Origin of the sequence: Hydrogenophaga taeniospiralis CCUG 15921 (genome assembly GCF_001592305.1) — a bacterium.
Classification (GTDB): Bacteria; Pseudomonadota; Gammaproteobacteria; order Burkholderiales; family Burkholderiaceae_C; genus Hydrogenophaga; species Hydrogenophaga taeniospiralis.
On sequence record NZ_BCWR01000018.1, the window covers coordinates 194,141 to 217,284 of the forward strand.

Genomic DNA, 23,144 nt, shown 5'->3' on the forward strand with positions numbered 1-23,144 from the left:
TATGCACCCTTCCCCAGACGGAACATTCCATGAATCGAACAACGATTCAGAAACCTCTGTAATGCCTGGCAATCCAAGCCTTTGCTGTGTTTGAAACGAACACCATGAACGGTTTGGAAAATGACTCAAATGGTGTTACACCCATTCAGGGGAATGATGTTCGATCCGCCTGTGATTTGATTCTGGCCAGTGATTTGTTTCGCCAATCACCGCGCATGAGTCGCTTGTTGCGTTTTCTGGTTGAAAAAGCGATTTCCGGTGCAACGCAGGACACGACAGAACATGCCATTGGCATCGCCGTGTTCAATCGCGATCCGTCCAAGTACTACACCAACGAAGACCCGATTGTCCGGGTCCAGGTCGGTCGCCTGCGCGCCAAGCTCAAGGCCTACTACGCCAGGCCGGAGACTGGTGGCGACTGCAGGATAGGCATTCCGGTCGGCAGCTACATGCCCACCATTCAGCGCACCAGCGCCGCGAGCGGCTCTTTCAAGCCCCCCTCACAATTCGCGGTGGTTCCATTCAAATGCATTTCGCACCAAGGCAACGGGAAATCCTTCACGCACGGATTTCACGACGAGCTGGTGCACCAGCTGTACCAGACGTTTGGGGACATCGTGGTAGCAAGCACCGACTTCACGGCCAGAAGTGGGGTTCATGAACCCCATGCAGCCTATGGCACGTCCCACCGGCAGATCAACCACCGGCTGGAGGGAAGCATCCAGATTGACGCGGGGGTCATCAAGGCATCCATCCGCCTGATCGATGCGTCCACCGGCCATATCACGCTGTCGGAGCAATTCAATCGCCAAGGTGCTCTGACCATCGCGCTGCAGGAAGACCTGGCCTCTTCCATTTGCGCCTCATTGAAGCGTTTCTTCCCTCCGATCCAACCCACGAAGTTACCGTAACAAGGACTGGCCTTTACCGTAACGTTACTTATCTGTAACCAGCCGTGCCGTTACCGTTTGCAACTGGAATGGGAGGGGTTCTCTGCAACGAAATCTGTGGTTCCCTTTCGTTCCAAAAAAGGCGAGGCAAGTCCGAAAGGCCTTGTTGATATGAAAACATTCGTTTGAAGGGTAATTGCAATGGAACTCACCGCATCGGGTCAAACCGCCAACATCCTTGTCGTCATTGATACGGAGTACGTCAAGTCCACCTATCCCAAGCCCAGCACGGACCCGACCAAGCCCACCGGCATCAATCACAACAGCCAGTTCATGATCGCCACCGGAACGCGCGGGATCATCAGCGGGCAGGGCACGGCCGATCTTTCATTCAAGCTCAACGTCGGGGACTATGCCTCGTTCACCGGCACCTCCGTCTACGCCAATTCGGACGATTCCGTGATCGTTTACGGCATCAAGTACTGGAGCGGCACCCAGGTGTTCAACAGCTTCACGCCCAACGTGATCACCCGGAACCGTGCCGTGCAACCCAATCCGGAGCAGGTCGCGAACGGCGGCATTCCGCCCCTCCAGACGGTGCAGAACTTCAGCAGCCTGGACTCGAAGGTGGGCAAATCGGGCACGGAAAACTTCTACGTCTACTTCGGCCTCTACACACTGGGGTCGGACGGGCAAACCCAGAATCTGTTCGGCTACTTCTACTGGGACCCCACCATCACCGTGCAAGGCTGAGCGGTACCGGCATCGCGGTAACAACAGGCACAGTGCCGCCACAGCGGCGCTGTGCCTTTTTTCATCAGGGGGATTCTCATGGAACCAGCCACTGGCGCTGCATGTATCAATTTGCTCGCCGTCATCGACACCAGCCATGTGAAATCAGCCTACCCCAACCCGAGCCAGGACGACAAACACCCCACAGGCATCGCTCCCGGCGCGGTGTTCATGATCTGTCCTGGGTGGCGCGACGATGCCCCCGAGCAGGAGACGGACGAACCTAGCGTCGAGATCGGCCATGGAAGTCGGGTGGCGCTGAGGGGTGTTTCCATCACCAACAACTCAGACGACGCCGTGATTGTTTACGCGGTCGACACCCGGAACGGAGAAGAAGCCCAGGCCTCCAAACGCTTCAAACCGGTCGTGATCACGCTGGAAGAGGCGGTGCAACCCGATCCCGATTCGACCAACGGGGGAATACCGCCCGTTCACGTCGAAACGAATTTCAGCAGCCTGAACTCAAGATTCATCGCCCGGGCATCAAGGGTTCTGAACGCCGACTTCGCCCTGTACACGCTGGCCGAAGACGGCCAATCCCAACAACTGTTCGGGTACTACTGCTGGAAGTTTCGCGTGCGGTGCGAACAGCTATGAAGCTGTACCACCCAGGGCACCGCCGGGCCGGCTTCGCCGGACGGCCTGTGCCGCCCCCTGGAGGGGGTAGCGCGAAGCGCTGCGGGGGTGCTCACGTCATGCTCCCGCACGTTCCAGCATGGCGTGCAGCAGCACGTTGCAGCCAGCCGTGATGTGCTCGGGCTGGGCGTCTTCGATCTCGTTGTGGCTGATGCCGTCCTTGCAGGGGATGAACACCATGCCCGCGGGCGCCAGGCGCGCCATGTACACGGCATCGTGCCCAGCGCCCGAGACGGCGGGCATGTGGCTGTAGCCCAGCTTGGCGGCGGCGCGGCCCACGGCGTCCACGCAGTCGGGGTGGAACACCTGGGCCGGGTAGTTGGACACCAGCTCGATCTGGATCGGTAGCCCACTGTTGGCGCTCAGTTTCGCGGCCACGGCGCGGATGTCCTGGTCCATGCTGTCGCAGTCGGCGTCAGTCGCGTTGCGCAGGTCGATGCTGAACTTCACCTGGCCCGGAATCACGTTGCGGCTGTTGGGGTGAACATGCACCATGCCCACCGTGCCGCGCCCGTGCGGCGGGTGGCGGTGGGCACAGGCCACCACTTCCTGCATCAGCTGCGCGGCCACCTGCAGCGCGTCTTTGCGCAACGCCATGGGCGTGGGGCCGGCGTGGGCTTCCATGCCGGTCACGGTGCAGTCGTACCAGCGGATGCCGAGCACGCCGCTGACCACGCCGATGGTCTTGGCGTTGTCTTCGAGTACCGGGCCTTGTTCGATATGCGTTTCGAAGTAGGCGCCGATGGGGTGATCGCCCGGCTCCTGATCGCCGATGTAGCCGATGCGCTCCAGCTCGCCCTTCACGCTCTTGCCCTCGGTGTCGGTGGCGGCGTAGGCGTGTTCCAGCGTGAAGGCCTTGGCGAACACGCCCGAGCCCATCATCACGGGCACGAAGCGGCTGCCTTCTTCGTTGGTCCAGAACGCGACTTCGATGGGTGCCTCGGTCTCGATGCCGTGGTCGTTGAGCGTGCGCACCACCTCGATGCCGGCGAGCACGCCGTAGTTGCCATCGAACTTGCCGCCCGTGGGCTGGGTGTCGATGTGGCTGCCGGTCATGATCGGCGGCAGGCTGTTGTTGCGCCCTGCACGGCGCATGAAGCCGTTGCCGATCTTGTCGATGGTGACGCTCATGCCGGCCTCGCGCGCCCAGCGCGTGACGAGGTCGCGGCCCTGCTTGTCCAGGTCGGTCAGGGTGAGGCGGCACACACCACCCTTGGGCGTGGCGCCAATCTGAGCCAGCTCCATGAGCGAGGCCCAGAGGCGCTCGCCGTTGATGCGCAGTTGGTCGATGTCGATGGCCGGTTTGACTTTTGTGTCCATGGTGTTCTCCAGATGCTTCGTTCGTCGGTCAGCGCGCCACGGCCGTTGGCGCCAGATCCTGCGCGCGCTTTTGCACTGCCTGGAAGTTGACACCAAACGCGGGGCGTTTGACGTAACGGCCTGTGCCGGGCTCGGCGCGCAGCTCGCCCTGGGCGTACACCACGCGACCCTGGCTGATGGTGTGGCTGGGGATGCCGCGCACGGTGCGGCCTTCGAAGATGTTGAAGTCGCCCTTGCTGTGCTGCGTCCTGGCGGAAAACGTTTTGCTGCCCTGCGGGTCCCACAGCACGAGGTCGGCGTCGGCACCTTCACCCACAAAGCCCTTGCGCGGGTAGATGTTGAACAGCTTGGCCGCGTTGGCCGAGGTGATGGCCACGAACTCGCTGGGGGTCAGGCGCCCGGTGTTGACACCACCGTCCCAGATGGCGGCCATGCGCTCTTCCACGCCACCTGTGCCGTTGGGGATCTTCGCAAAGTTGTCTTTGCCCATGGCTTTCTGCGCGGCGCAGAAGGTGCAGTGGTCGGTGGCGGTGGTGTGCAGCTGGCCGGACTGCAGGCCGCGCCACAGCGCCTCCTGGTGGGCCTTGGGCCGGAAGGGCGGGCTCATCACATGGGCGGCGGCGGTGGCAAAGTCCGGGTCGCGGTAGACGCTGTCGTCCACCAGCAGGTGGCCGGCCAGCACTTCGCCGTACACACGCTGCCCGCGTGCACGGGCGCGGGCAATGGCGTCGGCCGACTCCATGCAGCTCACGTGCACCACGTAGATGGGCACGCCCAATACGTCGGCAATGGCGATGGCGCGGTTGGCGGCCTCGGCCTCGACCATGGGCGGGCGGGAGAGCGGGTGGCCCTCGGGGCCGGTGATGCCCATCTTGGCCACTTCCTGCTGCAGCAAGTAGACGAGCTCGCCGTTTTCGGCATGCACGGTGGGCATGGCGCCCAGCTCCAGCGCGCGCTTGAAGCTGTTCACCAGGGTTTCGTCGTCGCACATGATGGCGTTCTTGTAGGCCATGAAGTGCTTGAAGCTGTTCACGCCTTCCTCTTGCACCAGGGTGCCCATGTCGGCACGCACCTGCTCGCTCCACCAGGTGATGGCGACGTGAAAGGAATAGTCGGCCGCCGATTTTTCGGCCCAGCCGCGCCACTTGCGGTAGGCGTCCAGGATGGGCTCCTGCGGATCGGGGATCACGAAGTCGATGATGCTCGTGGTGCCACCGACCAGGCCCGCGGCCGTGCCGGTGAAGAAGTCGTCCATGGTGACGGTGCCCATGAACGGCAGCTGCATGTGGGTGTGCGGGTCGATGCCGCCTGGCAGCACGTACTGGCCGCTGGCGTCCAGGGTCTGCGCCCCGGCCGGTGCCAGCTCGGCCGCGCGTTCGCCCACGGCCACGATGCGGCCGTCCACGCACAACACATCGGCCAATTGTTCGCGGTCGGCGTTGACCACGGTGCCACCGCGGATCACAAGGGCTTGGGTCATGGGAGTCTCCTTCAAGGGTGCATGGATGCGGGTCGAAAAGACCCCGCCGGTGGCCACGGGCCTCGGCAGGGTCATGGGATCACGCCTTCTTGGCGGTCAGGTAGTAGTAGCCGCCAGCCACGGCCAGGCTGAAGAACCAGCCGAAGTCGAACAGGCCCAGCAGCAGGCCCGGCACGGCGGCTTTGTCGATCACGCCCGACACCGCCAGGTAACCCGGCAGGCAGGGCAACACGCCCAGCGCGAAGGCGATGAGGGCCTGCACATTCCAGCCGTTGCTGTACTCGTAGTCGCCGCCCCGGCGGTACAGGTCGTCCACCTTGAGCACGCTCTTGCGAACCAGGTAGTAGTCCACCAGCAGGATGCCGGCGATGGCGCCCAACAGCGTGCCGTAGCCGCCCAGCCAGGTGAAGAGGTAGCCGCCCGAGGTGGCCAGCAGCTTCCAGGGCATGAACAGCAGGCCGATGACGGCCGCGATCATCCCGCCCATGCGAAAGCTGATCTTCGAAGGCGCGACCTGGCTGAAGTCGTACGACGGTGACACCAGGTTGGCGGCGACGTTGGTGGTCAGGTTGGCCAGCAGGATCACCAGCAGGCCCACGCCCGCGGCCACGCTGCCCATCTGGGTGAGCAGGCCGTCGGGGAACAGCTGCGCCTTGCCGTACAGGATGGACGAGGCCGAGAAGCCGATCACGCCCACCATGGAGAACAGCGCCATGGGGATCGGCAGGCCGATGGCCTGGCCCACGAGCTGGTCCTTCTGCGATTTGGCGAAGCGCGTGAAGTCCGGGATGTTGAGCGCCAGCGTGGCCCAGAAGCCCACCAGCCCGGTGAGCGCGGCCCAGGTCTTGGGACCACCCTCCACCACCTTGGCGGGCAGATTGAAGAGTTCACCCGCGGGCACCTTCATCATCAGCACCACCACCAGCAGGATGGACGCGCCGATCATCAGCGGCGCGGCGATCACCTCCAGCACCCGGATCGACTCGGGGCCCTTCCAGATGAACCAAAGGTGCACCGCCCAGAAGGCGAGGAAACACACGAACTGCGAGGTGCTGATGGTCTGCCCCTCGGCCGGCCCGGCCAGGCCCATGCCCAGGATGTTCAGAAAACCGTGCAGCGCGAGCGCGCCGAAGTAGCAGTTGATGGAGAACCAGCCGCAGGCCACCAGACCGCGCAGGATGGCCGGCAGGTTGGCGCCCTTGACGCCGAAAGAGGCCCGCGCCAGCACCGGGAACGGCACACCGTATTTGGGCCCCACGCGGCCGATCAACAGCATGGGCACCAACACGATGCAGTTGGCCAGGAACACCAGCCACACCGCCATCTGCCAGGTGAAGCCCTGGTCGAGCATGGAGCTGGCCATGGTGTAGGTGGGCACACACACCACCATGCCGACCCACAGGGCCGCGTAGTCCTTCCAGGCCCAGTGGCGCTGCGCCGCGGTGGTGGGCAGCAAGTCCTCGTTGGCCAGCGGGTTGGATGCCGTGGTGGGAATGGGTCCCGCCACGTGGGCGGTGCTGCCGATGCTGTTCGTCATGCCTGTACTCCTGTCAAAGACCTCATGGGGTAACACACAGTCCGCGGTCTGCGCCGGCGCTCCGGGCTGGCTGATGCGGGGAAAAGGGAAACGGAAAACACAACGGGCGCGGCTCACGCAAGAACCGCACCGGCGCCGTCAGGTGGTTGCGCTCACGCGCTGCGGGTTGTTGGGGTGGGTGGTCCAGTTGGCGTATTCACCCGTCACCGTTTTGCCCGTTCGCACGTCCACCTCGCCGGGCGCGAGGCTGCGCAGGGTGATGCACTCAGGCACCGGGCAGATCGACACACACAGGTTGCAGCCCACGCACTCGGCATCATTCACCTCGAACCGGCGCGCGCCATCCTCTTTGGTGAAGGTGATGGCCTGGTGCGAGGTGTCTTCGCACACCACGTGGCAGCGGCCGCACTGGATGCAGGCGTCCTGGTTGATGACGGCCTTGTCGATGTGGTTGAGGTTGAGGTTCTTCCAGTCCTTCACCGTGGGCACGGCCTGGCCCTTGAAGTCGTTCAGCGTGGCGTAGCCATGCTCGTCCATGAAGTTGGACAGGCCATCGCACATGTCCTGCACGATCTTGAAGCCATAGACCATGGCAGCCGTGCACACCTGCACCGTGCCGCAGCCCAGGGCAATGTATTCGGCCGCGTCGCGCCAGGTGGTGATGCCGCCGATGCCGCTGATGGGCAAGCCGGCGGTCTGCGGATCGCGCGCGATCTCGGCCACCATGTTGAGCGCGATGGGTTTCACCGCGGGGCCGCAGTAGCCGCCGTGTGAGCCCCAGCCATCGGTGCTCGGGCTCATCACCATGCGGTCCAGGTCCACGCCCATGATGGAGTTGATGGTGTTGATGAGCGACACCGCGTCGGCCCCGCCCGCCTTGGCCGCGCGCGCAGGCTGGCGCACGTCGGTGATGTTGGGCGTGAGCTTCACGATCACCGGCAGGCGGCTGTAGTGCTTGCACCAGGCCGTGACCATCTGGATGTATTCGGGCACCTGGCCCACGGCCGCGCCCATGCCGCGCTCGCTCATGCCGTGCGGGCAACCGAAGTTGAGCTCGATGCCGTCGGCACCTGTGTCCTCCACCATGGGCAGGATGGCCTTCCAGCTCTGCTCTTCACAGGGAACCATGAGCGAGACGATCATGGCGCGGTCGGGCCAGTTGCGTTTGACGCGCTTGATTTCTTCGAGGTTGGTCTGCAGAGGCCGGTCGGTGATGAGTTCGATGTTGTTCAGGCCGATCACGCGGCGGTCCTGCGACATCAGCGTGGCGTAGCGCGGGCCGTTCACGTTGACGACCGCCGGGTCTTCGCCCAGCGTCTTCCACACCACACCGCCCCAGCCCGCTTCGAAAGCGCGGGTGACGTTGATCTCTTTGTCGGTGGGCGGCGCGGAAGCGAGCCAGAAGGGGTTGGGGCTGTGGATGCCCAGGAAATTGCTGCGGATGTCGGCCATGGGGTGCTCCGGTGAACTGCGGTGTGTAGGGGGACGTTCCTGAGTGGCGATGGCAGTCAGGCCACCAGCGCCACCGGCACGCTCAGCGCTTCATGGATGGAGAGCGCGGCCAGCTTGCCGTGCTCCACGGCTTCCACCGTGAGGTCGCGCCCGCCGGCGCGGCAGTCGCCGCCGGCCCACACGCGCGCCAGGCTGGTGCGGCCTGCTTCATCGGTGGCGATGCGCCCGCCCTGCAGCGCGATCGCCTTGCCGGCGGGCTCGGCCACATAGGTCTGGCCGATGGCCTTGAGCACCATGTCGGCTTCCAGCGTGAAGGTCTCGCCGGTTTCCACCAGTTGGCCGCCGCGAAGCGCGGTGGCGGCGAAGCGCATGCCCTTGACGGCGCCACCCTCGCACAGCAGTTCCTGCGGCGCGGCCCAGTGGCGGATCGTCACGCCGTTCGTCTGCGCCCATTGCTGCTCCACGCGCGAGGCCGACATGGCGTCAGCGCCGCGGCGGTAGACGATGGTGACGTCTTCTGCCCCCAGCTTGCGCGACTGCACCGCCGCGTCCACTGCCGTCATGCCGCCGCCGATCACCACCACGCGCCGGCCCACCGGCAGGGTGGTCAGGTCTGTGCTCTGGCGCAGTTCGGCAATGAAGTCGACCGCATTGCGCAGGCCCGTGGCCGTGGGCTCGGCGATGCCCAAAGCGTTTACACCTTGCAGGCCGAGGCCCAGGAACACGGCGTCAAAACCGCCCAGCAGGCCGTCGAGCGTGATGTCACGGCCCAGTTGCTGACCGGTGCGCACCTCGATGCCACCCACCGACAACAGCCACGCCACTTCCTTCTGCGCGAAGTTGTCGGTGGTCTTGTAACTGGCCAGACCGTATTCGTTGAGACCGCCAAGCTTGGGCCGCGACTCGAACAGCACCACGTCGTGACCGCGCAGCGCCAAGCCGTGTGCACAGGCCAGCCCCGCTGGGCCCGCGCCCACCACCGCCACGCGCTTGCCCGTGGGCGCCGCACGCTGGAACAGCGGCGCGCCCGGCTGGGCAAAGAAGGCATCGGTGGCGTAGCGCTGCAGCAATCCGATCTCCACCGGCTTGTCTTCGTTGGTGTTGCGCACGCAGGCCTGCTCGCACAACACCTCGGTGGGGCAGACGCGCGCGCACATGCCGCCCAGTGGGTTGGCTTCCAGAATGGCGCGCGCCGCACCCCGGTTGTTGCCCTGCGCGATGCGGTGCACGAACGAGGGGATGTCGATGCCCGTGGGGCAGGCCGTGGCGCAGGGTGCGTCGTGGCAGTAGTAGCAGCGCTCGGCTTCGATCAATGCCTGGGGGCGGGTCAGTGGCGGGTGGGCGTCGCTGAAGTGAACGGCGTAGTCCGCCAGGTTGAGGCGGGCGGCGTGGACGCCGCAGGCGCGGCTCGTGGGGGTGTCCATCGGTTTTCCTTGTGGGGCAGGTTCGGGCAACAACAAACGGCCTGCACTGGTCGGTGTGCTCTGCGGCACCCGGACCCTGCGCACGACCACGGCGGTCTGTCGCAATTTACCGACTGGTAAAACTTTACCAATTGGTGAAATCCCTATAGCAAACGCCATGCCAGAAACTGGCGCGGGGCTTGCGCCACAATGGTGCGATGGCAAAAACACCCACCCCACCCGGGCCCGATACACCGCCTGCGAAGGCCCCCACGGCCTCGCGTCTGCGCAAGGAAGCGGCCATCCTGCAGGAGGCCGAAAACCAGTTCGCCCAGTTCGGTTTCGAGGGCGCTTCCCTCGAAAACATCGGCGCCGCCGCCGGCATCAGCCGGCACAACCTGCTGTATTACTTCGCCAGCAAAGAGGCGCTGTACCGGCGCGTGCTCGACGACGTGCTGGACCAGTGGCTGGCCGGCATGGACGAGCTGTCACACGGGGACGACCCCATGCTCGCGCTGCGTGCCTACGTCGGCCTGAAGCTGCGCTTTTCGCGCGAACGCCCCAATGGCGTCAAGGTATTCACCAAAGAGGTGATCGCCGGTGCACCAAGGTACGGCGAAGCCATCACCGCGCGTGTGGGGCCGCTGCTGCGCAAGGAGGTGCGCACCTTCGAGCGCTGGGCGCGCGAAGGCCGCATCGCACGCGTGAACTTCACGCACCTGATGTTCATCATCTGGACGGTCACACAGGCCTACGCTGAACAACAGGCCCAGTTCGCCCTGCTGCTGGGCAAACCGGCACTCACCGCGCGTGATTTCGACAACGCGGAAGAGCTGATCGTGCGCCTGGTGGCCAGTGGGCTGGCGCCGGGGCAGCCGGTGCCGCCCGGCGCCTGAAGCAGTTCAACCCAGGGCACCGCTGGGCCGGCTCTGCCGGACGGCCAGTGCCGCCCCCCGGGGGGGTAGCGCGAAGCGCTGCGGGGGGTTAAAGCGTCTTGTTCAGCGTGTCGCCCAGCGCACTGACCATGCGGTCGATCTCCGCCGGCGTGCTGATGAAGGGCGGCGCGAGCTGGATGGTGTCGCCGCCGTAGCGCACGTAAAAGCCCTTCTGGTACATGGCCATGGCGATCTCGTAGGGCCGGCGGGCCGGCTCACCCGGCAGAGGCGCGATGGTGATGCCCGCGGCCAGACCGAAGTTGCGCACGTCGGCCACGTGTTTCGCACCCTGCAGCCCGTGCACGGCGTTTTCGAAATGTGGCGCAAGCTCGCGCACGCGCTGCAGGGCGTTGTCGCTCTCCAGCAGGTCGAGCGAAGCGATGCCGGCGGCGCAGGCCACCGGGTGGGCCGAGTAGGTGTAGCCGTGCGGGAACTCCAGCATGTACTCGGGGCCACCCGCGGCCATGAAGGTGTCGCAGATGTCCTGCCGCACGATCACCGCGCCCAGCGGCTGCGCGCCGTTGGTGACCTGCTTGGCGATGTTGAGGATGTCGGGCGTGACGCCGAAGGCTTCCGAGCCGGTCCAGCTGCCGGTGCGGCCAAAGCCGGTGATGACCTCGTCGAAGATCAGCAAGATGTTGTTCGCCGTGCAGATCTCGCGCAGGCGCTGCAGGTAGCCCACGGGCGGAATCACCACACCGGCCGAGCCCGAGAAGGGTTCGACGATGACGGCGGCTATGTTGGAGGCGTCGTGCAGCGCGATCAGCGCCAGCAGCTCGTCGGCCAGCGCGGCGCCGTGGGGCCCGGCCTCGGGCGGCATGCCACGGTAGAAGCTGCCGTTGGGCGGCTGGGTGTGGGGCAGGTGGTCGGCTTCCACGCCCTGGCCGAAGAGCTTGCGGTTGGCCGCGATGCCGCCCACCGAGATGCCGCCGAAGTTCACGCCGTGGTAACCCTTGACGCGGCCGATCAGCCGCGTCTTTTGGCCCAAGCCCTTGGTGCGCCAGTAGGCGCGCGCCATCTTGAGCGCCGTGTCGGCCGACTCCGAGCCCGAGCCGGTGAAGAACACTCGGTTGAGGCCGGCGGGCATGCGCTCGACGATTTTGTTGGCCAGCTCGAACGCCAGCGGGTGGCCAAACTGGAAGGCGGGTGAATAGTCGAGCGTGGCCACCTGGCGGCTCACGGCGTCGACGATTTCCTTGCGCGCATGGCCCAGGCCGGTGCACCACAGGCCGGAGAGGCCATCGAAGATCTGGCGGCCGTCGTGGCTGGTGTAGTAGGCCCCCTGGCCGCTGGTGATGAGGCGGGGGTTGGCCTGGAATTCGCGGTTGCCGGTGTAAGGCATCCAGTGCGCCGCCAGCCAGGCGGCGTCGGTGCGGGGGGTGTTCTGCAGGCGCTGGCCGTCGGTCAGGTCCATGGGGTTCTCCTCGGGGTTGGGTGAGCGCATTCTGGGGCGCGCGGTTTACTCGTATAAATGACAACCTATCCACATTGACTTTACAAAACATGAAAGTAAAACACCGGGCCGTTCTCGGCCAGCTGGGCGACGTGGACATCCGCCTGCTGCGGGTGTTCAAGGCGGTGGTGGACTGCGGCGGCATGGCCTCGGCCGAGCTGGAGCTCAACATCGCCATGTCCACCATCAGCCGCCACATCAAAGACCTGGAAACCCGCGTGGGCCTGGTGCTGTGCCGGCGCGGGCGCGCCGGTTTCGCGCTCACGCCCGAGGGGCAGCAGCTCTATGAGGCCACCCAGCGCCTGCTGGCCGCCACCGAAGGCTTTCGCGGCAGCCTGCACGACATCCACCAGCGCCTGGGCGGCGACCTGCACGTGGCGGTGTTCGAAAAGACCGCCAGCAACCCGGCCGCCCACATTCCGCAGGCGCTGGCGCTGCTGCGCGAACGCGCGCCGCAGGTCCAGCTGCACCTGCACGTGAACGGCATCGCGGTGATCGAACGCGGCGTGATGGACGGGCAATTCCAGCTCGGCATCGTGCCCGAGCACCGGCGCTCGGACAGCCTGGACTACACGCCGCTGTTCGACGAGAACATGCTGCTCTATGCGGGCGCCGGCCACCCGTGGTTCACTGCGCCCCCGGCCCGGGCCGACTGGCGCGCGCTGCGCCAGCAGCCCCTGGCCGCGCTGGGCTACCACTCGCAGAACATGGAGCTGACCCACCAGCGGCGGCTGCAGCGCGCGGCCACCGCGTCCGACCAGGAGGGGGTGGCGCTGCTCATCCTCTCGGGCCACTACCTGGGTTTTCTGCCCGAGCACTACGCGCAGGGCTTCGTCGCCGACGGGCGCCTGCGCGCCATCAACCCGGCGCTGCTGCGCTACACCTGCGGCTACAGCGCCATCGTGCGGCGCTCGCCCGAGGCGCTGCGCGTGACCCACGCTTTCCTGGACTGCCTGCGCGAGCTGCACCCGATGGCGCCGTGAAATGGTGCGGCACCGCGTCGCGTCAGCGCCCGAACAGACCTCGCAGGATGTTGATGGCCCCGGGCGCCTGGGGCTCGGGGCGCTGGCTCGCAGCCTCATCACCCTCGCTGTCATTACCGCCCGGCGCCTGCTGGCCGGCGGCCATGCCCGCCATGTCCACGCCGAGCATGGCCATGGTCTGGCTCTTGGTGCGCACACGCACCGTCCACTCGGGTTTCCAGCCGGCGGGCGGCTTGGCCGGGCGCGCGGGGTGGCTGAAGTGGCTCTCGGGGCCGTAGGCGATCATGCGCAGCATGGCCGCGCCGGCCTCGCCCGGGCGGCCCGCCCCGTCGCCCGCGAAGATGCCCTTGGGCACCGCGCATTCGGCGGCGCTGGCGGGCAGCAGCAGTTTGTCGCGCACCCACTTGGCCGTGGTCGATTCACCGAGGTAGTCGAACAGGCCCAGGCCGGCGTCGGCGATCTCCGAGCTGGACCAGAGCACCATGTCGTCCCCGACCATGCCCATGGCGTGCAGGTGGTAGGCGTGGGCGCGCTCCACCGGCTGCCAGCTGAGCTGGATGCTGTCGGTCACGGCGCCCTGGCTCTGCAGCTGGATCGAGGGCATCAGGTCCTGGTTGGGACCGAGCGTGAAACCCATGGACTCGGGCACGCCCTCGCCTTGCACGCGGTGTTCGCCCTGCAGCGAGCTGTCGGCGCTGGGGTTGACCTGGTTTTTTTCATTCGGGTACAGCGCGTGTTGCGCCCCCACGCGGGCCGAGCGCTCCGGCGCATGGCGCCCGGCCAGCACCTGACCCCATTTGGCCGGGTCGCCACCGAGGTTGGCGATGCGCGGCTGGCCGGGGCGCACCGTGGGGCTGCAGCCCCAGTAGACCAGGATGCGGCCCTTGATCTCGGGTGGCTTGCCGACCTCGGCCTCACCGGCTTCGCGCTCGCCCGGGTTGGGCGGCACCAGCGGCAGGGCTTCGCCCATGCGCATGCCCGGCGGAATGGCCAGCGCGGCCTCGACACCAGGCCGCCGCGGGTTGAGCAGGGCCACGTCGACCACGCGCGTGGGCGGCATGCCGCCGCCCATGCGGCTCTGGTCCGTCCCCTGCTGGATGAACCGGCCACTCGCATGGCCGTACTGGCGCAGCGCGGCGCTGCTGCCCGTGACCTTGCCCATGAGTCCGCCGAGAAAACCGCCGCCGGACTGCATGAACTCGGGCATGCCGGCGAAGGTGGAGGTCGACACATCGACCCAGAGCTGGGTGGGTGCGGTCTGCGCCAGGGCGAACGGCGCGGCAAGCGCCGTGGCCAGACCCGCGGAGCAGGCGGCGAGGCGGCGGGCGGGGTTGGAAGGGCGGTTCATGCGGGTCCTCCGTGTTCGGTGTCGCTGCCAGCACTTGGGCGCTCCCCCACAGCGCAGAGGGCGCAGGCGGCAGGCGACACCGGCAGCGGACGGCATGGGCCTGCGGAGCCCTGCTCCCGGCCCCGGTTTTTGATCTTACGCCGCCGCCTGCAAAAAGCGAACTGACCAGCCCCCTGCGCGACACCCCGGAAGAATTTTCAATACCCGAGGGCCGGGTTTCACAAGCCTTTTGCAAAGCGCCCCGCTAACATCCGCAGCAGCCGCCCCTGGCCGCCCCCTGCACCTGCCCATTCACCCGGAGACAAGCCCCATGACCGTGATCACCAACATCGAAGACCTGCGCGTGCTGGCAGAAAAACGCGTGCCGCGCATGTTCTACGACTACGCCGATTCCGGCTCCTGGACCGAGAGCACCTACCGCGCCAACGCCAGCGATTTCCAGAAGATCAAGCTGCGCCAGCGCGTGGCGGTGAACATGGAAAACCGCAGCACCGCCAGCACCATGGTCGGGCAAGAGGTGTTCATGCCGGTGGCGATCGCGCCCACGGGCCTGACCGGCATGCAGCACGCCGACGGCGAGATCCTGGCCGCGCGCGCCGCGCGCCGCTTCGGCATTCCGTTCACGCTCTCCACCATGAGCATCTGCTCGATCGAAGACGTGGCGCAGCACGCCGGCCAGGGCTTCTGGTTCCAGCTCTACGTGATGAAGGACCGCGCCTACATCGAGCGCCTGATCGACCGCGCCAAGGCCGCCAACTGCTCGGCGCTGGTGCTCACGCTGGACCTGCAGATCCTCGGCCAGCGCCACAAGGACCTGAAGAACGGCCTCTCGGCGCCGCCCAAGCTCACCGTCGCCAACATCCTCAACATGATGACCAAACCCCGCTGGGGCCTGGGCATGCTGGGCACCAAGCGCCACGGCTTCGGCAACATCATCGGCCACGTGAGCGGCGTGGACAACATGGGTTCCCTGAGCGAATGGACGGCCAAACAGTTCGACCCCGCGCTCAACTGGGGCGACGTGGAGTGGATCAAGCAGCGCTGGGGCGGCAAGCTCATCCTCAAGGGCATCCAGGACGTGGAAGACGCCAAGCTGGCCGTGGCCTCGGGCGCCGACGCGCTCATCGTCAGCAACCACGGCGGGCGCCAGCTCGACGGCGCGCAGTCCAGCATCGAAGCCCTGCCGGCCGTGGTGGACGCGGTGGGCAGCCAGATCGAGGTGCACATGGACGGCGGCATCCGCAGCGGACAGGACGTGCTCAAGGCCCGGGCGCTGGGCGCGCGCGGCGTCTACATCGGCCGCCCCTTCCTCTACGGCCTGGGCGCCATGGGTGAAGCCGGCGTCACCAAGTGCCTGGAGATCATCCACCGCGAGCTGGACCTGACCATGGCCTTCTGCGGCCACACGAAGATCGAGACGGTGGACAAGGGCATACTCCTCCCCGGTACCTTTCCCACCTGAACCCACCATGACCGACGCCCAGACCCCAGCCAGCACCGAACCCGAAACCACCCCCGCCTCGCGCCGCGTCAGCCCCTGGTGGCGCGCGCTGGCCATCTTTCTGCTGTTGGTGTTGCTGATCGGCTGGGCGGCGAGCAGCAGCATGATGACGCAGCTGCAGGCGCAGATCCGGCACGCCCAGACCCGGCTGGCCGAGGTGCCGCAGATCCGCCAGGTGGCCGTGCTGCTGGACGACCAGCAAAAGCCCGCCATGCTCGCGACCTACAACCCGAAAGACGGCGGGCTGCTGCTGCAGCGGCTCAACGACGTGAAAGAGGGCCGCGAAGACAGCATGCAGGTCTGGGCCATCGCCGGCGACGCCGCGCCGCGCTCGCTGGGCGTGATCGAGAGCAAATACAAGACGCTGCAGATGCCTGTGAGCGAAGACGCGCTGCAGGGCGTGACCGAGCTGGCCGTCAGCGCCGAGAACAAAGGCGGCGTGCCCGCCGGCGCCAGCCCCAGCCTGCCCTGGCTGTTCAAGGGCTGGCTGGTGCAGAAGTCGATCTGACTCACGGCTTGGCCAAACGCTTCCCCATCAACCCACCCCACCCCGAGCGCAACTGCTGGGGCTGCGACCGCTTTTGCGCCGCCGATGCCCTGCTGTGCGGCAACGGCTCGGAGCGCACACAACACCCGATCGAAACCTTCGGCCCGGGCTGGGAAAGCTGGTCAGGCATTCCCGGGGAGAAGGATGGCGACGCGGCAGCAACAGAGGCGCCTGCCACCGATGCAGGCTCCACCGGCTGAGCCTATTCAGCCCGCAGGCATGGCCAGCCTGCGACCGATCACTTCAGTTTTCCAGGCTCCGGAGCACCAATCCGACGCATGAAGAGGTCCAGCCCAGGGCACCGCCGGGCCGGCTTTGCCGGACGGCCAGTGCCGCCCCCTGGGGGGGTAGCGCGAAGCGCTGCGGGGGGGCCTACTCCAACTCGTATTCAAACGTGCTCACCACCCGCAGCCGCTTGGTGCGCGAGCTGCCGTCGTCGTAGTCGTTGCCGTCATCGCCGGTGATGCGGATCGCGCCCTGGTTGGCGTTTTTCAGGGGCCCCAGGCGGGCGCCGGCTTCGGCCGCGAACTTGTCGGCCTGCTCGCGCGCGTTGCGCGTGGCTTCGGCCAGCAGCGGCGCCTTGATGTCGTTGAAGCCACGCAACTGGTAGCGTGGACCGGTGGCACCCTCGCCGTCGCCGCCGAGCTGCATGCCGCTCTGGATCAGCGGGTCCACCGCCAGCGCCGCTTTTTCGACCTCGCCCACCCGCGCCGATTTCACCAGCACCTGGCCCGTGCCGTTGAAACGCAGCGGCTGGTTGCCCTGCGCGTATTCGCGCGCAAACAGGTCCTGCACCTGCAGCGGCCGGGCCTCCACCTCGGCCTCGGTGAATCCGCGCTGCTGCAGGAAGGCCAGCACCTTGTCGCGGTCGGCCGCGAGCGCCTGCTGCACGCTGCCGAAATCGCTGCCGGCGCGGCGAAAGCTCAGCGTCCAGATAGCGAAGTCGCTCTCCACGTCCTTCTCGGCCAAGCCTTTGACGGTGACCGAGCGGTCCGACATGCGAAAGCGCTCCAGGCCCTGGCTCACCGCGAAACCGGCGGCGGCGATGCCCGCGCCCACGAGCAGGGCGGCGATCAGGCGGGACAGTGTGTTCATGTTTTGGCTCCCGGAAAAAGGCGGCGCGACGGCACCGCTCTGGCCGGCCATCTTAGCCCGCAGCGCTGCGCATCCACAGCGCTATGCTTGGCGCCGTGACCGCTCCCGCCCACCCGACCGACCCCCTGCCCCGGCGCATCGCGCATCTGGACATGGACGCTTTTTTCGCGTCGGTGGAGCTGCTGCGCTACCCGCAGCTCAAGGGCCTGCCGGTGGTGATCGGCGGCGGGCGACGGCGCGACGACGATGTGCTCGCCCGCCTGCGCGAGACCTACCCGGAGCGCGACTGGTCCGACGGTGACCTGTCACGCATCCCGCTCGACTTCTTTCCCCGGCTGGCGAGCTACACCGGGCGCGGCGTCATCACCACCGCCACCTACGCCGCGCGCCAGTTCGGCGTGGGCTCGGCCATGGGGCTCATGAAGGCGGCCAAGCTCTGCCCGCAGGCGATCCTGCTGCCGGTGGACTTTGACGAGGTGCGCCGCATCTCGCGCCTGTTCAAGAGCACCATCCTGGAGATCGCGCCGGTGATGGAAGACCGCGGTGTGGACGAGGTCTACATCGACTTCACCGACGTGCCCGGCGGCCAGCGCGAGGGCGGGCGCGTGCTGGCGCGGCTGATTCAAAAGAGCATCTTCCAGGCCACCGGCATCACCTGCTCCATCGGCGTGGCGCCGAACAAGCTGATCGCCAAGATGGCGAGCGAATTCAACAAGCCCAACGGCATCAGCATCGTCTGGCCCGAAGACCTGCAGGAAAAGATCTGGCCGCTGCCCTGCCGCAAGGTCAACGGCGTGGGCCCCAAGGCCGATCAGAAGCTGCAGGGGTATGGCATCCACACCATCGGCGAACTGGCCGCGCGCGAGCCCGGCTGGCTGATCGAGCACTTCGGCAAGAGCTACGGCCGCTGGCTGCACGCCGTGAGCTGGGGCCGCGACGACCGCCCGGTGGTGACCGAAAGCGAACCGGTGAGCATGAGCCGCGAGACCACCTTCGAGCGCGACCTGCACGCGGTGCGCGACCGCACCGAGCTGGGCGCGGTGTTCACGCGACTCTGCGAACAGGTGGCCGACGACCTGCGGCGCAAGGGCTACGCGGGCAAGACCATCGGCATCAAACTGCGATATGACAACTTCCAGAGCGTGACGCGCGACGTGACGATCGATCACTTCACCGACGACGCCGCCACCATCCGCCGCCAGGCGGGCCTGTGCCTCAAGCGCGTGGACCTCTCGCGCCGCATCCGTCTGCTGGGCGTGCGCGTGGGCAAGCTGGTCAAACCCGGGACAGAAGACGGGCCGGCCGCGGGCTACAGTGAAAACACCGCCGCCAAACCCCGAACCGCCAAAGACAAGTCCACCGATGAACACACCGACCTGCTTTTCCCTGAGCTTGACTGAAGACCACGTGGCCCACCTGGTGCTCAACCGGCCCGAGGCAATGAACACCATGCACCCCACCTTCTGGCGCGAGCTGGACGAGGTGCTGACCCGCATTCACACCGAAGGCACGGCCCGCGCGCTGGTGATCAGCAGCACCGGCAAACACTTCAGCGCCGGCATGGCGCTGGAAACCTTCAGCGGCGCCATCGCCATGGACGACCAGAGCCCCGAGGGCCGCGCCGCCATCTTCGACCTGCTGACCGACATGCAGGCCACGTTCACGAAGATCGAGGCCCTGCGCATCCCGGTGATCTGCGCCATCCAGGGCGGCTGCATCGGCGGCGCGGTGGACATGGTCACGGCCGCCTGCATCCGCTACGCCACGGCCGACGCGTTTTTCTGCATCCAGGAGATCAACATCGGCATGGTGGCCGACGTGGGCACACTGCAACGCCTGCCCAAGCTGATCCCGTTCGCCGTGGTGAAGGAAATGGCCTACACCGGCCGCCGCCTGCCGGCCCAGCGCGCACTGGCCTACGGGCTGGTGACCGAGGTGTTCGACACGGCGGAGGCGATGCTCGCCGCCGCGCTCCAATGCGCGAAAGAAATCGCCAGCAAGCCGCCGATCGCGATCTGGGGCACCAAGCAGGCGGTGAGCTACGCGCGCGACCACTCGGTGGAAGACAGTCTGCGCCAGATGGGCTGGCTGCAGGGCGCGATCTGGAGCAACGCGCATGTGCGCGAGTCCATCATGGCCATGAAGGAAAAGCGCGCCGGCGACTTCACGCCGCTCTCGCCGCTGCAGTCGTTCAAAGCGCTGGGCTGATGCGCCGCGCGCTCAGGGGCTGCAGTGGCCGTCCCGGGACACCGAGCCGTCCCTGCATTCGGTCAGGATGTGATCATCGGGCGTGCTCGCGGGCGGCCTGACCGCCATCGCAAGCGCATCCAGAGAAGACACCTGCAGCTTCACGCGCTGGGGGTCCCGGGCGTACCGCTGGTGGTCCCGGACGTGCTGCTCGCCCCGGGCGTACACCACCTTCTTCGCCCCGAAGGCGCAGGAGCCGACCACCTTGCCCGGCACCTCCTGCGCCACGTCCACCGCGATCACTGAAAAATCCTGCACGCCCCGGCTGGCGATCTGCCGTTCGATCCGCGCGCGCAGTGGCTCGCAGGGGTCGGCATGGACGGCGCTGGCGGCCATCAGGCAGGCGGTGGACAGAACGGTTTTCAACATGGGCGGATTGAAGGCGTCGGCAAGGTGGCCCCGAGTCTACGATGCCGCCAGCATGGCCTCCAGCCGCCGCAGACCGGCCACCACCTGAAGACAGGCCTCGGCCGCCTCCGTGCCCTTGACGGCGAAGTGGCGCAGGAAGTACTTGCGGTGCTCGGCGTGTTCGTGAAAGTGGTGCGGCGTGAGCACGGCCGAGATCATGGGCACGCCGGTGTCGAGCTGCACGTCCATCAACGCCTGCACCACGGTCTGCGAGACGAAGTCGTGGCGGTAGATGCCACCGTCCACCACCAGCGCGCTGCCCACCACGGCGGCGTAGCGGCCCGAGCGCGCCAGGCGCTGGGCGTGCAGCGGGATTTCAAACGCGCCGGGCACGTCGAACACGTCGATGCTGGCCGGCCCGAAACCGGCGCTGGCCATGGTCTCGAAGAAGGCGTCTCGCGCCTGGTGCACGATGTCGGCGTGCCACGAGGCCTCGACAAAAGCGAAACGCAGGCCCGGCGGCAAGGCAGGCAAGGACGCGGCAGCGGGGGAAGAAGAAACGGCAGAAGCGGCGGAAACTGACTGATTCATGGTGGCCTCATGGCAAAGAGGGTGGCACAGAATCAGGGCGCACAAGCACACGCGCCCACGGCGGCGCAACAGCACCGCCCGGGCAGCCGGCTCGCGCTCTCTTGCATCCGGACTGTGACCGTCGGTCCCGGAGTCTCACCGGGTCTGCTGACCCTGCGCACCGAAATGCGCAGGCGCTCGCGGCACTCGTGCGGTCGTGGTGGAACACCACGCCGCCATCACCGCCGGTGGGGACTTTCACCCCGCCCTGAGAACGCTTGTCGCCCGGCACGGCGGCCAGGCTCCGGCATTGTAGGCAGACGCGCCGCGCCCGCCTGTCGCACCCGCATTAGCCCCGCTTGAGCACCTTGGCCACAGGGTTGTGCCGCAGGCGGAAAGCGTCGGGCATGCCCGAACCGAGCAGGGGCCGCAGGTAGAGGCGGAAGGCATCGGTCACGTCGGTGCCGCTGGCGGTGATGAACTCGTCTTCCATGGTGCGTGTCTTGCCGGCCACGGCCTCCAGCGGCAGCAGCTCGTAGTCGGCCGAATAAAAGCCGGTGCGCTTGATCGCCACCGAGCCGTCCACCTTTCCCCACATGGCGAACTGCACCGCCTTTTCGCCCACCTCGCGCGCCTCGCGCTGGTCCACGTCGGACACGCAGCCGATGAAGCTGCGCTGCAGGTAGCCAAAGGTGTCGCCACGCACGCGCTTGATGCCGAGCTTGGCCTTGATCTCTTCGCACAGCAGATCGGCCAGCGCGCCGGTGCCCGAGAGCTGCACGTTGCCGTGCGCGTCCTTCTCCACGTCCTTGGCCAGCTGGGTGATGATGGGCTGACCCGAGGCGTCGTGGATGCCCTCGCTCACCGCGATCACGCAGCGGCCGTGGCGCTCGACCATGGTCTTCACGTCGGCCAGGAACTTCGGGATCTCGAACACCCGCTCGGGCACGTAGATCAGGTGCGGGCCGTCGTCCGGAAACTTCTTGCCCAGGGCGGACGCGGCCGTGAGAAAGCCCGCGTGCCGCCCCATCACCACGCCCACGTACACGCCGGGCAGCGAGGCGTTGTCGAGGTTGGCACCGGCAAAGGCCTGGGCCACGAAGCGCGCCGCCGAGGGAAAGCCGGGCGTGTGGTCGTTGCCCACCAGGTCGTTGTCGATGGTCTTCGGGATGTGGATCGAACGCAGCGGGTAGTTGGCCTTGCGCGCCTCTTCGCTCACGATGCGCACCGTGTCCGACGAATCGTTGCCGCCGATGTAGAAGAAGTGCTCGATCTCGTGGGCCCTGAGCACCTTGAAGATTTCCTGGCAGTACTTCAGGTCGGGCTTGTCGCGCGTGGAGCCCAGCGCCGAGGCCGGGGTACAGGCCACGGCTTCGAGGTTGTGGCTGGTCTCCTGGGTGAGGTCCACGAACTCCTCGTCCACGATGCCGCGCACGCCGTGGCGCGCGCCGTAGACCAGTTTCACGTTCTGGAAGCGCCGCGCCTCCAGCGCCACGCCCACCAGCGACTGGTTGATCACGGCGGTGGGGCCGCCGCCCTGGGCGACGAGAATTTTTCCGGATGGCATGGGTCTGCTCCTTCGATGGCTTCGTCGAGAGAAAAATGGCACCGCGCGCCAATGCCGGGGCACCGCAGACCAATATAGCCCACCGCGCCGCCGCCCACGAGTCATGCCGGATGCGCCGCGCCGGACAGTGCGCGGCCGGATCGGCCGGAACGCGGCGTACCATGTGCGCTCCAAAGTCCCGCCGAAAGCCCATGCCCACCACTCCCGATGCGTTTTCCTACTCCGGCAGCGAGCTGGAGAATTTTTCCGCAGCCGTGAACTGGAAGGCTTACTGGGGCCAACAGATCGCGCCCTTCCTGGGCAACGAGGTGCTGGAACTGGGCGCCGGCCTCGGCGCCACCGCCAGGGCCCTGAACCACCGGCCGTACCGCAAATGGGTGGGGCTGGAGCCCGACCCTGGCATGTGCCACCAGGTCCGGCAGCGGCTGGGCCAGGGCGAGCTGCCCGCCGGGTACGACATCCGCCACGGCACGTCCTGCGATCTCGGGGCCGACGAGCGTTTTGACACCATCCTGTACATCGACGTGCTCGAACACATCGAAGACGACCGCGAAGAACTGCAGCGCGTGGCCCACCATCTGGTGGACGGGGGCCACATCGTCATCGTGGCGCCGGCGCACAACTTCCTCTACACCGAGTTCGACCGCAAGATCGGCCACCACCGGCGCTATGACAAAGCGCTGCTGCGCGCGGCCGTGCCGGCGTCGCTGCGCATCACGAAGATGCACTACCTCGACAGCGTGGGCATGCTCGCGAGCCTGGCCAACCTGTTGATCCTGAAGTCGGACTCCCCCAGCGCCGGCCAGATCCGGCTCTGGGACTCGGTGATGGTGAGGGCATCGCGCTGGGTGGGGGACGTGCTGACCCTGCATCAGTTGGGCAAGAGCATCGTCTGCATTCTGGAAAAGGAACCCGCGAGCGGCTCTACCTTGGCGTGAAGCGGCCAAAAGAAAAGCCGCGACCCTCGCGGGGCGCGGCTTTCAAACCAGGGCGTTGAACCGGATCAGACCATGCCGGCACGCACCATGGTGGCCCGCAGT

22 protein-coding genes and 1 riboswitch are annotated in these 23,144 nt (G+C 66.8%); of the genes, 11 read left to right on the forward strand and 11 right to left on the reverse strand.

Translation table 11 applies throughout. The annotated features are described in order from the left end of the window. The first annotated feature begins 104 nt into the window (after nt 1-104). The 3 genes from HTA01S_RS20090 (at nt 105) to HTA01S_RS20100 (ending at nt 2,279) form a co-directional block, all read left to right on the forward strand. Nucleotides 105-911 carry a hypothetical protein gene (locus tag HTA01S_RS20090; RefSeq protein WP_157572196.1) on the forward strand — a complete coding sequence of 269 codons (807 nt, stop codon included), beginning with the start codon at nt 105-107 and terminating at the stop codon, nt 909-911. A 180-nt stretch (nt 912-1,091) separates the two neighbouring features. Beyond that, a complete protein-coding gene (locus tag HTA01S_RS20095; RefSeq protein ID WP_084236349.1) occupies nt 1,092-1,643 on the forward strand; it encodes an inclusion body family protein in 552 nt (183 codons plus the stop codon). A 78-nt stretch (nt 1,644-1,721) separates the two neighbouring features. Then, nucleotides 1,722-2,279 carry an AidA/PixA family protein gene (locus HTA01S_RS20100; RefSeq protein ID WP_084236364.1) on the forward strand — a complete coding sequence of 186 codons (558 nt, stop codon included), beginning with the start codon at nt 1,722-1,724 and terminating at the stop codon, nt 2,277-2,279. A 96-nt stretch (nt 2,280-2,375) separates the two neighbouring features. Here HTA01S_RS20100 and HTA01S_RS20105 read toward each other — a convergent pair whose 3' ends face one another. The 5 genes from HTA01S_RS20105 to HTA01S_RS20125 all read right to left on the reverse strand — a co-directional run bounded on the left by HTA01S_RS20105 (nt 2,376) and on the right by HTA01S_RS20125 (nt 9,531). After that, nucleotides 2,376-3,638: a Zn-dependent hydrolase gene (locus tag HTA01S_RS20105; RefSeq protein WP_068174537.1), complete on the reverse strand. Its 1,263-nt coding sequence runs from the start codon at nt 3,636-3,638 to the stop codon at nt 2,376-2,378. Between the two features lie 28 nt (nt 3,639-3,666). After that, the gene (gene hydA, locus HTA01S_RS20110) at nt 3,667-5,118 is read right to left on the reverse strand and encodes a dihydropyrimidinase (protein WP_068174539.1); all 1,452 of its coding nucleotides are present in this window, start codon (nt 5,116-5,118) and stop codon (nt 3,667-3,669) included. A gap of 79 nt (nt 5,119-5,197) precedes the next feature. After that, on the reverse strand, nt 5,198-6,655 hold the full coding sequence (locus HTA01S_RS20115) for an NCS1 family nucleobase:cation symporter-1 (protein WP_068174540.1): 1,458 nt from the start codon (nt 6,653-6,655) through the stop codon (nt 5,198-5,200). Between the two features lie 138 nt (nt 6,656-6,793). Beyond that, nucleotides 6,794-8,107, reverse strand: coding sequence for an NAD-dependent dihydropyrimidine dehydrogenase subunit PreA (preA, locus tag HTA01S_RS20120; RefSeq protein WP_068174542.1), 1,314 nt, complete (start codon nt 8,105-8,107; stop codon nt 6,794-6,796). Nucleotides 8,108-8,163: 56 nt separating this feature from the next. After that, entirely contained in the window at nt 8,164-9,531 is a 1,368-nt protein-coding gene (locus tag HTA01S_RS20125; RefSeq protein ID WP_068174544.1) for an NAD(P)-dependent oxidoreductase, read from the reverse strand. Nucleotides 9,532-9,728: 197 nt separating this feature from the next. Between HTA01S_RS20125 and HTA01S_RS20130 the strand changes: the two genes are divergently transcribed. Next, nucleotides 9,729-10,406: a TetR/AcrR family transcriptional regulator gene (locus HTA01S_RS20130; protein ID WP_068174546.1), complete on the forward strand. Its 678-nt coding sequence runs from the start codon at nt 9,729-9,731 to the stop codon at nt 10,404-10,406. An 88-nt stretch (nt 10,407-10,494) separates the two neighbouring features. Here the strand turns inward: HTA01S_RS20130 and HTA01S_RS20135 are convergent, their stop codons facing one another. Next, nucleotides 10,495-11,859 carry an aspartate aminotransferase family protein gene (locus tag HTA01S_RS20135; RefSeq protein ID WP_068174548.1) on the reverse strand — a complete coding sequence of 455 codons (1,365 nt, stop codon included), beginning with the start codon at nt 11,857-11,859 and terminating at the stop codon, nt 10,495-10,497. 89 nt (nt 11,860-11,948) lie between these two features. Between HTA01S_RS20135 and HTA01S_RS20140 the strand changes: the two genes are divergently transcribed. Then, nucleotides 11,949-12,881 (forward strand): LysR family transcriptional regulator, encoded by a 933-nt coding sequence (locus HTA01S_RS20140; protein ID WP_068174550.1) that lies wholly within the window; start codon nt 11,949-11,951, stop codon nt 12,879-12,881. Nucleotides 12,882-12,903: 22 nt separating this feature from the next. Here the strand turns inward: HTA01S_RS20140 and HTA01S_RS20145 are convergent, their stop codons facing one another. Beyond that, nucleotides 12,904-14,229, reverse strand: a complete 1,326-nt coding sequence (locus tag HTA01S_RS20145; protein ID WP_068174552.1) for a hypothetical protein — start codon at nt 14,227-14,229, stop codon at nt 12,904-12,906. Nucleotides 14,230-14,539: 310 nt separating this feature from the next. Here HTA01S_RS20145 and HTA01S_RS20150 point away from each other — a divergent pair, with 310 nt between their 5' ends. From HTA01S_RS20150 to HTA01S_RS20160, 3 genes are read left to right on the forward strand one after another with little or no spacing between them, the layout of a single operon-like run. After that, nucleotides 14,540-15,691 carry an alpha-hydroxy acid oxidase gene (locus tag HTA01S_RS20150; RefSeq protein ID WP_068174554.1) on the forward strand — a complete coding sequence of 384 codons (1,152 nt, stop codon included), beginning with the start codon at nt 14,540-14,542 and terminating at the stop codon, nt 15,689-15,691. Between the two features lie 7 nt (nt 15,692-15,698). Further along, nucleotides 15,699-16,238 (forward strand): anti-sigma factor domain-containing protein, encoded by a 540-nt coding sequence (locus HTA01S_RS20155; protein ID WP_068174556.1) that lies wholly within the window; start codon nt 15,699-15,701, stop codon nt 16,236-16,238. An 8-nt stretch (nt 16,239-16,246) separates the two neighbouring features. Then, complete coding sequence (locus HTA01S_RS20160) at nt 16,247-16,477, forward strand: DUF3079 domain-containing protein (RefSeq protein ID WP_068174557.1); 231 nt, start codon at nt 16,247-16,249, stop codon at nt 16,475-16,477. A 172-nt stretch (nt 16,478-16,649) separates the two neighbouring features. Here HTA01S_RS20160 and HTA01S_RS20165 read toward each other — a convergent pair whose 3' ends face one another. After that, nucleotides 16,650-17,372 carry an SIMPL domain-containing protein gene (locus HTA01S_RS20165; protein ID WP_068174611.1) on the reverse strand — a complete coding sequence of 241 codons (723 nt, stop codon included), beginning with the start codon at nt 17,370-17,372 and terminating at the stop codon, nt 16,650-16,652. Between the two features lie 83 nt (nt 17,373-17,455). Here HTA01S_RS20165 and HTA01S_RS20170 point away from each other — a divergent pair, with 83 nt between their 5' ends. Further along, a complete protein-coding gene (locus HTA01S_RS20170) occupies nt 17,456-18,772 on the forward strand; it encodes a Y-family DNA polymerase (protein ID WP_068174559.1) in 1,317 nt (438 codons plus the stop codon). Then, entirely contained in the window at nt 18,735-19,580 is an 846-nt protein-coding gene (locus HTA01S_RS20175; RefSeq protein ID WP_068174562.1) for an enoyl-CoA hydratase-related protein, read from the forward strand. Before HTA01S_RS20170 ends, HTA01S_RS20175 begins: the two co-directional genes overlap by 38 nt. Before the next feature lie 12 nt (nt 19,581-19,592). Here the strand turns inward: HTA01S_RS20175 and HTA01S_RS20180 are convergent, their stop codons facing one another. The 3 genes from HTA01S_RS20180 to HTA01S_RS20190 all read right to left on the reverse strand — a co-directional run bounded on the left by HTA01S_RS20180 (nt 19,593) and on the right by HTA01S_RS20190 (nt 22,104). Beyond that, entirely contained in the window at nt 19,593-19,988 is a 396-nt protein-coding gene (locus HTA01S_RS20180; RefSeq protein WP_068174564.1) for a DUF1161 domain-containing protein, read from the reverse strand. Nucleotides 19,989-20,024: 36 nt separating this feature from the next. Continuing rightward, the gene (locus HTA01S_RS20185; protein WP_068174567.1) at nt 20,025-20,558 is read right to left on the reverse strand and encodes a 6,7-dimethyl-8-ribityllumazine synthase; all 534 of its coding nucleotides are present in this window, start codon (nt 20,556-20,558) and stop codon (nt 20,025-20,027) included. 91 nt (nt 20,559-20,649) lie between these two features. Continuing rightward, nucleotides 20,650-20,817: riboswitch (FMN riboswitch) on the reverse strand. A gap of 69 nt (nt 20,818-20,886) precedes the next feature. Continuing rightward, nucleotides 20,887-22,104, reverse strand: a complete 1,218-nt coding sequence (locus HTA01S_RS20190) for a 6-phosphofructokinase (RefSeq protein WP_068174570.1) — start codon at nt 22,102-22,104, stop codon at nt 20,887-20,889. A gap of 191 nt (nt 22,105-22,295) precedes the next feature. Here HTA01S_RS20190 and HTA01S_RS20195 point away from each other — a divergent pair, with 191 nt between their 5' ends. Further along, a complete protein-coding gene (locus tag HTA01S_RS20195; RefSeq protein WP_068174572.1) occupies nt 22,296-23,042 on the forward strand; it encodes a class I SAM-dependent methyltransferase in 747 nt (248 codons plus the stop codon). The last annotated feature ends 102 nt before the right edge of the window (nt 23,043-23,144 follow it).